This is a genomic window from Kaistia dalseonensis (genome assembly GCF_030814715.1).
Lineage (GTDB): Bacteria > Pseudomonadota > Alphaproteobacteria > Rhizobiales > Kaistiaceae > Kaistia > Kaistia dalseonensis.
The window spans coordinates 163,946-177,157 of record NZ_JAUSVO010000003.1 but is presented as its reverse complement, the minus strand read 5'-3'; the positions used below and the strand labels follow the sequence as shown (position 1 = coordinate 177,157).

Below are 13,212 nucleotides of genomic sequence, written 5' to 3'. Positions count from 1 at the left end.
GGCAGACGTTACCAGCCCGATCCGCCGCCACCGCCGCCGCCACCGCCCGACGAGCCGCCGCCCGAAGAGCCTGAGCTCGAACCCGGCGCCGTTGCCGCCGCGGCGACGCTTTGCGACAGGCTCGATCCCAGCCGGTTGACCAGCCCCGTCGCGTCGCGATGGCTGCTCGTCATGTACCAGTGCGCCACCGCCGCCGAGGCGCCGGCCGCGGCGAGGACGTCGGCGAATTTCGCCGCCCAGGCGTTTTCGACGTCGAGCGCGATGGCATAGGGCAGGTAGCGCTCGAAGAGTTCGGGCGTCTTTTCCGGCGGGTGGAGCACGTCCAGCCGATGCTCCTCCGCAATGCCGAGATAGTGGCGGAAGCCGGCAATCGCGTCGCGCAGCTTCTGGCCGGCCGGTGTCGGCGAGCGCATCCAGAAGAAGGAGGAGGTGAGCGCCGGCATGAGCGCGAAGGGGAGCAGCAGGGTGACATAGTCGAGTGGCCCGCGTGCGACCGAGACGACCGCGCCGATGCCCGCGCCGGCAAAAGCGACCGCGAAGACCGTCACGATCAGGAAGCCGATGATGCGGGCGAACAGCCCGCCGCCGCTTCGATCGGCGCCGAGGGCGGTGGCGATGACGATGCTCGGCACGGAAGCGAACACCAGCCCGACCAGCGTAGCGACGCCGCGATCGCCGCCGGAGGTGAGGAAGAGGCCGACCGCGACGGCCCCATATATTGCGAGCGTCAGCGCCACGCCGGCCGAAAGCCAGCCCTTGTTCCAGCGGAAGATCGTGCCGGCATAGGCTGCCGCCAGTCCGCCCCGCAACGCGCCGCGGGCACTCGACAAGGCGACATGGTTCGCCTGCGCGACGACAAGCTCGTCGGCGCCGCGGAACAGCGCCTGCTCGGCGGCCTGTTCCGGCGCGGCGATGGGCTTGCCGCCGGATTGCCGGGAAAGTACCAGCTGGCGTTCATTGTCGGTCAGCTTCAGCCGGCCATGCACGCCGAGGTCGACGATCGCGGCGGTGAAGGCACGGTTGTCGAAATCCATCTCGGCGATATAGCGCGTCGCCGCCGCCGAGAGGCCTTCGGGCGGCGAGAACAGCGGGATGACCGGCCCGCGCTCCGGATCGCGGCCGACCCGCTGCCAGGCGACCAGGAAATAGCCGAGGCCACCGATCGTGCCGGCGATCGCGAGCAGGGCGGCGAGATTGTCGCTGAGCCACCATAAGGTGCGCTGGCCGCTGGTCGGTGGCTCGACCACGCCCTTCGGCCATGCGGCGGCGACGGTCAGCCCGCTGCCGGGCGGCAGCGGCATGATGGTGCGGAACACGATTTGCCCGGGCGTGCTCGACGCCACCAGCGCATCGCGGCCATTGGCGCCCTGCGGCCCGGTATAGACGGCGGTCTTTCCGAACGGGACCGGCTGGGGCAGGGTGATCCGCGCCTCCACCTTTTCGATCGGAAAGGTCCAGTCCGTCCCGGTCGCGTTCCAGTAGAGCTCGTCATAGGTGTCGAAGAAGCCGATCTGGCGCGTCGTGCGGTAGCGGATGGCGTATTCGTGCTCGCCCGGTGCGATGAAACTATCGGCCGAGCCGATGCGGATGCGCTCGCCATTGCCGAGCGATTCCATCGCATAGGGTTCGGCCGCGCCGTCGCGCTCGACCGACAGGACGGAGAAGCCGACGACGATCGAGGCGCCGTCCGGTCCGATATAGCTCGTGGGGAAGTCGCGCAGGATGCCGTGGCGGATCTGGTCTCCCTCGGCGACGATCCGGATCGTCTCGGTGACGTCGAGATCGCCGTTCTTCTCGACCGTGACATCGCTGACGAAGCGCAGGATGCGCTCCTCCGCCATGGCCGGCGCGAGGGCCGCGACGAGCAGCGCAATTCCCAGGATGAGGCGGCGCATCATGCCGCCGATCTAGAACGACACTTTGGGCGGTATCGAGGCGCTCGCGCGATCCTCGATCTCGTAGAACGGCTCGGCATGGAAGCCGAGCGGGCCGGCGACGAGCACGGCGGGGAAGGACTGGACGGCGATGTTCAGGTCGCGGACGGTGCCGTTATAATAGCGGCGCGCCATCTGCATCTGGTCCTCGATCTCGGCCAACTGGCCCTGCAGTTCGCGGAAATTGGCGTCGGCCTTCAGTTCCGGATAGGCCTCGGAGATCGCGATCAGCCGGCCGAGCGCGCCGGAAAGCGCCTGGTCGGCGGCGGCCTGGCTCTTGACGTCGCCGGCCTGCATCGAGGCGGCGCGCTTGTCGGCGACATCCTCGAAGATCGCCTTCTCATGCGCGGCATAGCCCTTCACCGTCTCGACCAGATTGGGGATCAGATCGGCCCGGCGTTTCAGCTGGACATCGATGCCGCTCCAGCCCTCATGGACGAGGTTCCGTTTGCGGACCAGGCCGTTATAGAGCGTGACGCCATAAAGGACGGCCACGACGATGACGGCCAGCACGATCCAGATGGTCATGTTGTCTCTCCCCGAGAACCCTCCCTGACCATTGCGGCCAGTTCTCTGGCCTCTTCATACCGCGCTTGCGGGCGAAGGTGAAATGTCAGCCGGCCGGTTCGGGGGGACCGATCGGAGACGGCGTCAGGCCTTGCCGGCCCAGGGCACCAGCCAGCGCTCGAGCAGGCGGATCGCCGCCTCGAAGGCGAAGGCGACGGCCGCGATCACCAATATGCCCATGATCACGACATCGGTGACGAGGAACTGCGCGGCCGACTGGATCATGAAGCCGAGTCCACGCGAGGCGGCGACCAACTCGGCCGCGACCAGCGTCGACCAGCCCGTGCCGAGCGCGATGCGTATGCCGACCAATATGCTGGGCAGCGCACTCGGCAGCACGACATGGCGCAGCAACTGCGCCTTGGTCGCGCCGAGCGCGCGGGCGGCGTTCAGCCGGTCGGTCGCGACGCCCTTCACGCCCGTGGCGGTCGCGATCACGATCGGCGCCAGCATAGCGATGCCGATGATCAGGATCTTGGATGGCTCGCTAATGCCGAACCAGATGATGACGAGCGGCAGGTAGGCGAGCGGCGGGATCGGTCGAAGGATTTCGATCAGCGGGTCGAAGATGCCGCGCCCGATCGGGCTCGAGCCGATGGCGAAGCCGATCGGAACGGCGACCAGCGTCGCGGCGAGGAGGGCGGCGAAGACGCGGCCGAGGCTCGCCAGCAGATGCTGCAGCAGCGTGGCATCGACGAAGCCATCGCGTGCGACCGTCACGAACTGATGCGCGACATCGATCGGCGCCGGCAGGAAGACGGGCGAGACCAGCTTCAGCGTCGCCGCGACCTGCCAAGCGCCGAGCAGCAGCGCGAGCGTCAGCGCGGTGACGATCGGCACGATCGACCGCTTGGTGCGGGTCGTGGTCTCCTTTGCCGGCGCGGCCTGATCGGCCGGTGCGAGCACGGCTTCGGCGAGATCGAGGCTCATGCGGCTTCCCTTTCGAAGATGGCGTCGAGCAGGCTTTCGCGCGCGGCGACGAAGTCCGCGCTCGCCTTGATCGCGCGGGCGCTTTCGCCGGCGAGCCGACGCTTGCCGAAATCGACGGCGAGCGTGCGGACGATGCGGCCGGGGCCGGGCGCCATCACGACGATGCGGGTGGCGAGGAACAGCGCCTCCTCGACGCCGTGCGTGATCAGCAGGAAGCCGGCTTGGGTGCGACCCCAGACATCGAGCAGCAATTCCTGCATGGCCTCGCGCGTCATCGCATCGAGCGCGCCGAGCGGTTCGTCCATCAGCAGGAAGGTCGGGTTGGCCGCAAGCGCGCGTGCCAGGCCGACGCGTTGGCGCTGGCCGCCGGAAAGGCGCCAGATCGGCCGGTCGCCAAGGCCGGGCAGGCCGACAATGGCGAGCCGTTCATCGGCGATCCGCCGTCGCTCGGCCGCGCCGATGCCGGCAAGGCGCGGCCCGAAGGCGACATTTTCCGCCGTCGACAGCCAGGGAAACAGCGCGTCGTCCTGGAAGACGACCGCGCGATCGGCGCCGGGACCCTTCACAGCGGCATCGTCGACAAGGACGCGGCCGCTCGTGGGCGTGACGAAGCCGGCGGCGAGGTTCAGAAGCGAGGTCTTGCCGCAGCCCGATCGTCCCACCACGACGACGAATTCGCCCGAGCGCAGCCCGAGAGAGACATTGGCGAGCACCGGCGCACCGCCATCATAGCTGAGCGAGATCGAATCGAGGGTCAGATGGGGCAATTCCGCTTCTCCTGCAGGCTTGGAGCGCTCCGCTCGGTCACCCCCTTGATGGAGGGTCTGGAGCGAGCCCCCCGAAAACGCGAAGAGGCCCGTTCCGCGCCAGAGGGTTCGCGGAACGGGCCCAGTCGCGTCGCGGCGGCCGCCAGCCGCGACGACTTCAGTTCGACGCGAGGGCGTCAGTGACGAATTTGGCCGTGACGTAGCCGGAATAATCGGGAAGCACGGCCGGGATCTTGCCCTGTTCCTTCAGGAAGGCCGAGGCATCGGCGATCGCCTTGACGGTGCCGCCGCCGAGAAGTTCGGCCGAGGCCTGCTCTTCGAGGAGGGGGAAGTGATAGCCGAGCAGCAGGGCCGGGACGTCTTCGACCTTGGCGCCTGTCAGCTTGGCGATCTTGGCGGCCTCGGGCGACTTGGCGTCCCATTTGGCGCCATTGGCCTTGAAGTCCGCATAGGACTTGCCGGTGACCTTGACGAACTGCTTCACGACTTCGGGATGCTTCTCCGCATAATCCTTGCGGACGATCCAGGCGTCGAAGGTGGGAGCGCCCCATTTGGCGACTTCGGCCGAACTCGTCAGGACCTTGCCGTTTTCCTTGATCTTGCCGAGCGCCGGATCCCAGACATAGGCCGCGTCGATATCGCCGCGCTCCCAGGCGGCCGCGATCTCCGGCGGACGCAGGTTGAGGATCTCGACCGACTTCGGATCGATGTCCCAATGCTTCAGCGCCGCGAGCAGGCTGTAATGGGTGGTCGAGACGAAGGGCACGGCGATCTTCTTGCCGACGAGGTCCTTGGGCTCCGTGATCTTGGCGCCGTCACGCACGACCAGCGCCTCGGATTCGCCGATGAGCCCGACGATGAAGAAGGTCTCGATCGGTAGTTCGCGGCTGGCGGCGGCAGCGAGCGGGCTGGAGCCGACATAGCCGATATCGACCGCGCCGGAGGCGATGGCGGCGATCACGTCGGCGCCGGAATCGAATTTCTTCCAGTCGATCTTGGCGCCGGTGGCGGTCTCATAGGTACCGTCGGCCTGCGGGATCTTGGAGGGCTCGACCACGGTCTGGTAGGCGATGGTGAGCTTGGTGTCGTCGGCGCGGGCCTGGACGCCGGCGGCGAGCGTCAAGCCGACGGCGGCGACGCTGGCGACGAAAGTTCGACGCGTGAAACGGGACATGGGATTTGATCCTGAAATGGGCGCACAAGGGCTCATCGGCTGGACGGCCGCGCGCTCGAAAGACGAAATGGGTTTGGAAGACCGCGAAAGCGGTGGCGCCGTGTTCGGCGCGTCAACAGAGCCGGTTGGTCATGTGCGTGCTCCCCTCGGGGCTTAGCCGTTGTTGGCGCGGGGCAAGCCGATCCTGAAATCGCCGCGACGGTCGATCATCCGACCGTGTGACAAGCCTATGAATGCGGACTATTTCTATAAAGGTAGTGGTTTTCAAAGTTTCGACATCCGCGAGTAGTTCGTTTCGCCGATCTCGTCCGTCGTGCGCGAAAGCTTTCGTCGTCGGGCAGGGCACGCGGTCCGACCCCGTTTCACACAGAAAGCGGGCAGGCGAGGCGATCGCTATCGGTCAAGGATGCCAGATCGGCATGACGATGCCTGGCCGGAATGGCTCAGCCGGGCAAGGCCGACGGGCGGGCATAAGCCCCTTCAGGCGGCTGCGCGGGTCTTCATGCCGCTGAGGCGGTCGGCGAGGCGGAAGCCTTCGTCCCAGCGGCCATGGCCGCTCTCGGTGTTCACATGGCCGGCGCGGCCGAGATCGGCAAATTCGGAGCCCCAGCGCTCGGCGAGGAGGCGGCCACGCTCGAAGGTGATGTAGGGGTCGTTCCGGCTGAGGGCGAGGAGGCTCGGGAAGGGCAGGGCGGCGAGGGGCGCGGGCTGAAATCCGGCGAGCGTATGGTCGCTCGGCAGGGCATCGATATCCGGCGGCGCCACCAGCAGCGCGCGGCCGACCGGCGCATCGGGAAAGCGCTCGGCATAATGGGCGACGAGCAGACAGCCCAGGCTGTGCACGACCAGCATCGATCCCGGCGCCTGCCGGACCGCGCCGTCGAGCCGGACGATCCAGTCTTCGAGCACGGGAAAATCCCACTCGTCCTGTTCGACGACACGCGAATCCGCGTCGAGCTCGGCCCAGAATCGCTGCCAATGACCGATGCCGGAGCCTTGCCAGCCAGGGATGATCAATCTCGACATGGTTGATCCCTCCGTTTCGGATCGCTGCGCGGGTCTAATCCTGGAAGATAGGTCATGCAATCCGCGTACCGAAGAAATCAGCGCCCAACATCCCGCGGGCGGAGGGATTTTCTTTCCGCGTCCATGGACGGGCTTGGAGGGCGGCGCGGTTCGGGGCAGTGTCTCGGCAAAGAAGCGTTACGGGAGGAAGACGCATGTATCAGTTCATGAAGGGCTCGGCGCACCAGCTCGCCGCGCCCGAGATCGCAGTCGCGGCGATACCGGAGGATGAGCGCGTCTGGGTGCCGCAGGCGCCGGATGTCTGGTTCCGGCCGCTGATGCTCAATACGCGCCATGGCCAATGGTGCAACCTGCTGCGCGTGCGCCGCTCCGGCGTGCTGTCGCGCCACCTGCACCCAAACCCGGTGCACGGCTTCGTGCTCAAGGGCAAATGGCATTATCTCGAGCATGACTGGATCGCGAGTGAAGGCTCCTATGTCTTCGAGCCGCCGGGCGAGATCCACACGCTGACCGTGCCGGACGATTGCGCCGAGATGATCACCTTCTTCAACATCACCGGCTGCATGATCTATCTCGACGGCGACAACAAGCATGTCGGCTATGAGGACGTGTTCACCAAGATCGACATGTGCCGGAAGCACTACATCGATGTCGGCCTCGGCGCCGATTACGTCGACCAGTTCGTGCGGTAGGGCCTCATGAGCATATCGGGAGAATGGGCGGCACCATGGTTTGCCGGCCGCAGCGTGCTGGTCACGGGCGGGACATCCGGCATCGGCGCCGCGATCGCGCGCGGCTTTCTGGAAGCGGGCGCAAACGTCTTGGCGGTCGGATTCGCGCAGGGCGAGATCGATGCGCTCGCGGATGATCCGCTCGCCGCGGCCGATCTCCGCCGGCTCGACGTGCGCGACCGGGCGGCGGTCGATCAACTGGTCGGCGGCCTGCCGGCGCTCGATGTCGTGGTGAATGCGGCCGGCGTGATCCGGCGTGGCGAAGAGCTCGATCCCGACATTTTCGATGCGGTGCTCGACGTGAACCTTTCCGGCGCCATGCGCGTCGCGACCGCCGCGCGGCCGCTTCTGGCCAGGAATGGCGGATCGATCGTCAACCTCGCCTCGATGCTCTCCTTTTTCGGCGGCGGGCTGGTGCCGGGCTATGCCGCGTCGAAGGGCGGCATCTCGCAACTGACCAAATCGCTCGCCATTGCGTTTGCGGCCGATGGCATTCGCGTCAACGCGATCGCGCCGGGCTGGATCGAGACGGTGCTGACGGCGCCGCTCCGCGCCGACCCCGCGCGATCCGAGCCAATCCTGGCGCGCACCGCGCTGAAGCGCTGGGGCAAGCCGGAGGATCTCGTCGGCGGCGTGCTCTATCTGGCCTCGCCGCTTGCGAGCTTCGTCACGGGGACGACGCTCGTCATTGATGGCGGTTATTCGATCACGTGAAATCGAGGCCGAACTCGCCGGACGAGGCGACGAGCCATGACCAGAAGCTCAGGCTGAGCGAGCGGGCGAGGATGATCTCGTAGGTCGGTGAGGAGTCGATCTGACGGATCGTGACGCCGATATGGGCGATCTGCGTGATCGCCACATCGCCGGGCTTGAACGCGCTTTCGTGCAGATCGATGGGCAGGCCCTTGGCGAGCGTATCGTGGACATTCGGGCCGGAGAGGCGCAGCACGGCCCGGCCGTCGCCTTGCGCGGAGATCGCGGCGAAGGCGCCGATCGACTCGCGCAGTTCGGTCTCGATATCGACAAAGCCACCAGCCGGACTCCCTCTCCCTCTTGTGGGAAAGGGTGGGGTGAGGGCCTTGCTTGCTGTCGTTTCGCTGGCGGCGTCTTCAAAGGAAGCGAAGGCCCTCACCCCAACCCTCTCCCGCAAGGGGGAGAGGGGGCCGATTGTGCCGGTGGCGAGGGCGAGCCATTGGTCGGGGCCGGACCAGAGGAAGGCGAGTTCGTCATTCCCAACCCAAGTCGGGCGGATCGGCAGCTTCAGGCCATAGATTTCGCGCACGGTGTCGCGGAGCGCGGCGGATTGGCCTTTGCGGGCGATGATTGTCGCCATAGCCAGATCGGTGCGCTCGCTCGCGATGACCCCCGGCGGGCCGTCCGTCTGTCCGCTGCGGCCGCGCGGGATGCCGGCGAAGGCGCTGGTGGGGGAAAGCACGATCTCAGCCACGGAGCTTTACTCCCTCCGGATCGACGAAGACCGGCGCCACGATCTCGACCGCGATATCGCCATTTCGAACCGGATCATAGGCGCGCACGATCTCGCCGATCCGCTTTTCGCCGCCCGAAATCAGGCCGAGGCCGATCCAGTGGCCGAGCGTCGGCGAGAAGGCGACCGAGGTCATGTAGCCCTGATCGTTGGCCGCCACTGCCTCGGTATCCAGCTGGATGAAATGGGCGCCGGCGCGGAGCCGCTCCGTGCGGTCGACGGGGCGGAAGCCCGCAAGGCGCGGGCGGTTCGTATCGATCAGCGCGGCGCGGTTGGCGAGCGTGCGGCCGATGAAGTCCTTCTTCGCCGAGACCATGCGGCCAAGACCCAGATCATGCGCGGTCGTGGTGCCGTTCAGCTCGTTGCCGGCGACATGACCCTTTTCCACGCGCATGACGCCGAGCGCTTCTGTGCCATAGGGCACGATGCCGAACGGCGCGCCGGCTTCCATCAGAGCTTGAATCAACGCATTCCCGTAAGACGCTGGCAAGGCAATCTCATAGGCCAGTTCGCCGGAGAAGGAGAGGCGGAAGAGCCGGCCCGGAATGCCGCCGACCGAGATCGCGCCCGCCGCCATATAGGGGAAGGCGGCATCGGAGATATCGTGCTCGGGATCGATCACGGTGCGCAGCACATCGCGTGATTTCGGCCCGCTCACTGCATATTGCGACCATGCCTCGGTAACCGATACGAGCGCGACATCGAGCTCCGGCCAGAGCCATTGATGGCAGAATTCGAGATGCTGCATCACCTTGGCGGCGTTGGCGGTCGTGGTCGTCATGAAGAAATGGTCGTCGGCGAGCCGCGCGGTCGTGCCGTCATCCATGACGAAGCCGTCCTCGCGCAGCATCAGTCCGTAGCGCGCCTTGCCGACCGGCAGCGTCGAGAAGGTGTTGGTGTAGACGCGGTCGAGGAAGGTCGCGGCGTCGGCGCCCTGGATATCGATCTTGCCGAGCGTCGAGACATCGCAGACGCCGACCGACGTCCGCACCGCGTTGACCTCGCGGTTGACTGTCGCGAGCCAGTCCGCCTCGCCGGGACGCGGGAAATATTGGGCGCGCAGCCATTGGCCTGCCTCGACGAAGACGGCCCCCTGCCGCGCCGCCCAGTCATGCGAGGGCGTCAGCCGCGTCGGCCTGAAATCCCTGCCGCGATGATGGCCGGCCAGCGCGCCGATCGCGACCGGCGTGAAGGGCGGGCGCGCGGTGGTGGTGCCGATCGCCGCGATCGGCTTGCCGGTCAGCTCCGCCATCAGGGCGAGACCGAGCACATTCGCCGTCTTGCCCTGATCGGTCGCCATGCCGAGCGTCGTGTAGCGCTTCAGATGCTCGACCGCGTGGAAGCCCTCGCGATTGGCGAGCTCGACATCCTTGACCGTCACGTCGTTCTGCAAATCGACGAAGGTCTTGCCGCGCGCGGCCGTCGTGGTGAGCAGCGGGCCGATGCCGGTTCCTTCCGGGTCGACCTCGGGCAAAGCGGGCTCGTCGCCGTCGAAGCCCTCCCCCTCGGCTGCGTCCAGCCCGGCGCGGGCGCCCTCGGCGAGGCAGTCGCGAAGCGCGAAATCGCCGGCGGCGGCGCCGATGACCGTCGTGCCGGGCGGCGGCGTGCCGGGCAGGAAGGCGGCGCGGTCTTCGTTCCAGACCGGCTTGCCGCCGAGATGGGTCGAGAGATGGATGCTCGGATTCCAGCCGCCGGAGACGGCGATCAGATCGCAATCGTAGACGATGGTGCGGCCGCGATCGGTTTCGACCACGGCGGCCTCGACCTGGCGGAGGCCGATGGCGCGGCTGATGATGCCGGTGACGAAGGCCGCGCCGACGCGATCGGCGAGGTCGATCGAACTCGATGGCGGCCGCGGGCGCGGATCGACCAGCGCGACTACGGCGATGCCGGCGGCGGTCAGGTCGGCAACCGTGCGGGCGGCGTCGTCATTGGTGGCGAAGACGATGGCGCGGCCACCCGGCGCGACAGCATGGCGGTTCAGATAGGTGCGGACGGCGCCGGCGAGCATGACGCCCGGCCGGTCATTATTGCCGAAGAGCAGCGGCCGCTCGATCGCGCCGGCGGCGAGGACCGTGCGCCGGGCGATAATGTGCCAGAGCCGTTGGCGCGGCGTGAAGGGCAGGGGCTCGGGCAGGTGGTCGGAGACACGCTCGAGCGCGCCATAGACGCCGCCGTCGTAAGCGCCGAACACGGTCGTCCGCGTCATGATGCGGACGTTGGGCATTTCGTCCAGTTCCGCCTCGATCTGCGCCACCCATTGCGGCGAGGGCTGGCCGTCGAGCCGGCGCCGGTCGCCGAGCAGGCGGCCGCCGAGGCGGAAATCCTCTTCCGCCAGGATCACGCGCGCGCCCGCGCGCCCAGCCGCGAGCGCCGCCATCAGCCCGGCCGGGCCAGCGCCGATGACGAGCACGTCGCAGAAGGCGGTCGCCTTCTCGTAGTGGTCGGGATCGGCCTCCTGCGCCGCGCGGCCGAGACCGGCGGCGCGGCGGATCAGCGGCTCGTAGACCTTCTCCCAGAACTGGGACGGCCACATGAAGGTCTTGTAGTAGAAGCCGGCGGAAAGGATTGGCGCCGCGAGCGAATTCACCGCCAGAAGATCGAGGCTGAGCGACGGCCAGCGGTTCTGGCTGCGCGCGTCGAGCCCGTCATAAAGCTCGATCATGGTCGCACGTGTGTTGGGCTCGCGCCGCGCGCCGGAGCGCAGCTCGACCAGCGCGTTCGGCTCCTCCGAGCCGGCGGAAAAGATGCCGCGCGGGCGGTGATATTTGAACGAGCGCCCGACCAGCTGGACGCCATTGGCGAGCAATGCCGAGGCGAGGGTGTCGCCCGCCATGCCTTCGTAACGCTTGCCGTCGAAGGTGAAGGCGAGCGGCTTTTCCGTGCCGAGGCGGCCGGTCTGCTTCAGGCGAAAGGGCTGCTCGGCCATGATCAGCCGGCCTCTTGGCGGCGCAAGGCTGCGGCCTTGGCCGGTTCGACACCGGAGATTTCGTGGGTCCGCGTATCACGCGTCACCACCAGCCAGGCATGGCAGCCGGCGGCGTGATACCAGAGTTCGCGCAATGCGCCCGCCGGATTGTCGCGCAGATAGACATAGTCGGCGAAGCGCGCCTCGGCGTCCGGCGCCGTCGGGTCGGGCCGCACGAGCGAGGCATCGCCCAGATAGGCGAATTCCTCATGGCCGCGTTCACCGCAAGAGGGGCAGGGGATGCGCATGTCAGTGCAGGTTCGGCTGCGCGCCGACACCCTTCTCGTCGATCAGCGTTCCGCGTGCGAAACGATCGAGCCGCAGCGCAGCAGCGTCCGGATGCGGTTCGTCGCGGGCGATCAGATGGGCGAAGCAGAAGCCCGAGGCCGGGGTCGCCTTGAAGCCGCCATAGCACCAGCCGGCATTGAGATAGAGACCGTCGACCGGCGTTCTGTCGATGATCGGGCTGCCATCCATCGACATGTCCATCAGCCCGCCCCAATGCCTGAGCAAGCGCACGCGCCCGATCCGCGGCATCAGCGCCATGCCGCCCTCACAGACATCCTCGATGGTGGGAAGATTGCCGCGCTGGGCATAGGAATTATAGCCATCGATATCGCCGCCGAAGACGAGGCCGCCCTTGTCGGACTGGCTGATATAGAAATGGCCGGCGCCGAAGGTCACCACGCCGTCGATGAAGGGCTTGATCCCTTCCGAGACGAAGGCCTGCAGCACATGGCTCTCGATCGGCAGGCGAAGCCCGGCCATCGCCGCGACGCGGGATGAATTGCCGGCGGCGGCGAGCGCCACCTTCTTCGCGCCGATGAAGCCGCGCGTCGTCTCGACGCCGATCGCCCTGCCGCCTTCAACCGTGATGCCGGTGACCTCGCAATTCTGGATCAAATCGACGCCGCGCCGGTCGGCCGCGCGCGCATAGCCCCAGGCGACGGCATCATGGCGCACCGTGCCGCCGCGCCGCTGGATCAGCCCGCCCTGGATTGGAAAGCGCGCATTGTCGTAATCGAGAAAGGGCAGCATTTTCTTGACCGCCGCCTGGTCGAGCAATTCGGCATCGACGCCGTTGAGCCGCATGGCATTGCCGCGCCGCGCATAGGCGTCGCGCTGGGCGTCGGAATGGAAGAGGTTGAGCACGCCGCGCTGGCTGACCATAGCGTTGTAGTTCAGGTCCTGTTCCAGCCCTTCCCAGAGCTTCATCGACAGTTCGTAGAAGGGAATATTGCCGTCGAGCAGATAGTTGGAGCGCACGATGGTGGTGTTGCGGCCGACATTGCCGGAACCGAGATAACCCTTCTCGACCACGGCGACATCAGTGATGCCATGTTCCTTGGCGAGGTAATGCGCGGTCGCCAGCCCATGGCCGCCACCGCCGACGATCACGACCTCATAGTCCCGCTTCGGCGCCGGCTCGCGCCAGACCGGCTCCCAGCCCTTCTGGCCGGAGAAGGCTTCCTTGAGGATGGAGAGAAACGAGTAGCGGTCGGTCATTCAGCTCTTTCTTCTCCTCTCCCGCGAAGCGGGGGAGGCCGGGAGGGGGCTCGCATGGGAACAGTCGACGGTTGCGCCCTCCACCCCGTGAGGCGCCCCCTCTCCAACTCTCCCCCGCGTCGC

General features: G+C 67.2%; 12 protein-coding genes. 2 read left to right on the top strand and 10 right to left on the bottom strand.

Translation table 11 applies throughout. From position 1 onward, the window contains the following. Positions 1–8: 8 nt before the first annotated feature. The 6 genes from QO014_RS11245 to QO014_RS11220 all read right to left on the bottom strand — a co-directional run bounded on the left by QO014_RS11245 (position 9) and on the right by QO014_RS11220 (position 6,398). Positions 9–1,898, bottom strand: coding sequence for a DUF2207 domain-containing protein (locus tag QO014_RS11245; RefSeq protein WP_266348802.1), 1,890 nt, complete (start codon positions 1,896–1,898; stop codon positions 9–11). Positions 1,899–1,907: 9 nt separating this feature from the next. Further along, positions 1,908–2,456 (bottom strand): LemA family protein, encoded by a 549-nt coding sequence (locus tag QO014_RS11240; RefSeq protein WP_266349303.1) that lies wholly within the window; start codon positions 2,454–2,456, stop codon positions 1,908–1,910. Between the two features lie 129 nt (positions 2,457–2,585). Further along, positions 2,586–3,431, bottom strand: coding sequence for an ABC transporter permease subunit (locus QO014_RS11235; RefSeq protein WP_266348801.1), 846 nt, complete (start codon positions 3,429–3,431; stop codon positions 2,586–2,588). Further along, positions 3,428–4,198 carry a taurine ABC transporter ATP-binding protein gene (locus QO014_RS11230; protein ID WP_266348800.1) on the bottom strand — a complete coding sequence of 257 codons (771 nt, stop codon included), beginning with the start codon at positions 4,196–4,198 and terminating at the stop codon, positions 3,428–3,430. The genes QO014_RS11235 and QO014_RS11230 overlap by 4 nt, the downstream gene beginning before the upstream one ends. Positions 4,199–4,355: 157 nt before the next feature. Then, on the bottom strand, positions 4,356–5,372 hold the full coding sequence (tauA, locus tag QO014_RS11225) for a taurine ABC transporter substrate-binding protein (protein WP_266348799.1): 1,017 nt from the start codon (positions 5,370–5,372) through the stop codon (positions 4,356–4,358). Positions 5,373–5,852: 480 nt separating this feature from the next. Beyond that, positions 5,853–6,398, bottom strand: coding sequence for an RBBP9/YdeN family alpha/beta hydrolase (locus tag QO014_RS11220; RefSeq protein ID WP_266348798.1), 546 nt, complete (start codon positions 6,396–6,398; stop codon positions 5,853–5,855). 194 nt (positions 6,399–6,592) lie between these two features. Here QO014_RS11220 and QO014_RS11215 point away from each other — a divergent pair, with 194 nt between their 5' ends. Further along, on the top strand, positions 6,593–7,090 hold the full coding sequence (locus QO014_RS11215) for a 2,4'-dihydroxyacetophenone dioxygenase family protein (protein WP_266348797.1): 498 nt from the start codon (positions 6,593–6,595) through the stop codon (positions 7,088–7,090). Positions 7,091–7,096: 6 nt separating this feature from the next. Further along, positions 7,097–7,843 carry an SDR family NAD(P)-dependent oxidoreductase gene (locus tag QO014_RS11210; protein WP_266348796.1) on the top strand — a complete coding sequence of 249 codons (747 nt, stop codon included), beginning with the start codon at positions 7,097–7,099 and terminating at the stop codon, positions 7,841–7,843. Here QO014_RS11210 and QO014_RS11205 read toward each other — a convergent pair. The 4 genes from QO014_RS11205 to QO014_RS11190 are packed head-to-tail and all read right to left on the bottom strand — an operon-like array spanning position 7,836 to position 13,089. After that, complete coding sequence (locus QO014_RS11205; RefSeq protein WP_266348795.1) at positions 7,836–8,576, bottom strand: sarcosine oxidase subunit gamma; 741 nt, start codon at positions 8,574–8,576, stop codon at positions 7,836–7,838. The two genes, QO014_RS11210 and QO014_RS11205, sit on opposite strands and share 8 nt — an antisense overlap. Then, positions 8,569–11,544 (bottom strand): sarcosine oxidase subunit alpha family protein, encoded by a 2,976-nt coding sequence (locus QO014_RS11200; protein WP_266348794.1) that lies wholly within the window; start codon positions 11,542–11,544, stop codon positions 8,569–8,571. The genes QO014_RS11205 and QO014_RS11200 overlap by 8 nt, the downstream gene beginning before the upstream one ends. Positions 11,545–11,546: 2 nt before the next feature. Further along, entirely contained in the window at positions 11,547–11,831 is a 285-nt protein-coding gene (locus QO014_RS11195; RefSeq protein WP_266348793.1) for a sarcosine oxidase subunit delta, read from the bottom strand. A gap of 1 nt (position 11,832) precedes the next feature. After that, on the bottom strand, positions 11,833–13,089 hold the full coding sequence (locus tag QO014_RS11190) for a sarcosine oxidase subunit beta family protein (protein ID WP_266348792.1): 1,257 nt from the start codon (positions 13,087–13,089) through the stop codon (positions 11,833–11,835). Positions 13,090–13,212 lie beyond the last annotated feature (123 nt).

Coding starts and splice junctions, on each gene's coding strand:
- QO014_RS11245 (WP_266348802.1), bottom strand. CDS start 1,898: ATGATGCGCCGCCTCATCCTGGGAATTGCGCTGCTCGTCGCGGCCCTC.
- QO014_RS11235 (WP_266348801.1), bottom strand. CDS start 3,431: ATGAGCCTCGATCTCGCCGAAGCCGTGCTCGCACCGGCCGATCAGGCC.
- tauA (WP_266348799.1), bottom strand. CDS start 5,372: ATGTCCCGTTTCACGCGTCGAACTTTCGTCGCCAGCGTCGCCGCCGTC.
- QO014_RS11220 (WP_266348798.1), bottom strand. CDS start 6,398: ATGTCGAGATTGATCATCCCTGGCTGGCAAGGCTCCGGCATCGGTCAT.
- QO014_RS11215 (WP_266348797.1), top strand. CDS start 6,593: ATGTATCAGTTCATGAAGGGCTCGGCGCACCAGCTCGCCGCGCCCGAG.
- QO014_RS11210 (WP_266348796.1), top strand. CDS start 7,097: ATGAGCATATCGGGAGAATGGGCGGCACCATGGTTTGCCGGCCGCAGC.
- QO014_RS11200 (WP_266348794.1), bottom strand. CDS start 11,544: ATGGCCGAGCAGCCCTTTCGCCTGAAGCAGACCGGCCGCCTCGGCACG.
- QO014_RS11195 (WP_266348793.1), bottom strand. CDS start 11,831: ATGCGCATCCCCTGCCCCTCTTGCGGTGAACGCGGCCATGAGGAATTC.
- QO014_RS11190 (WP_266348792.1), bottom strand. CDS start 13,089: ATGACCGACCGCTACTCGTTTCTCTCCATCCTCAAGGAAGCCTTCTCC.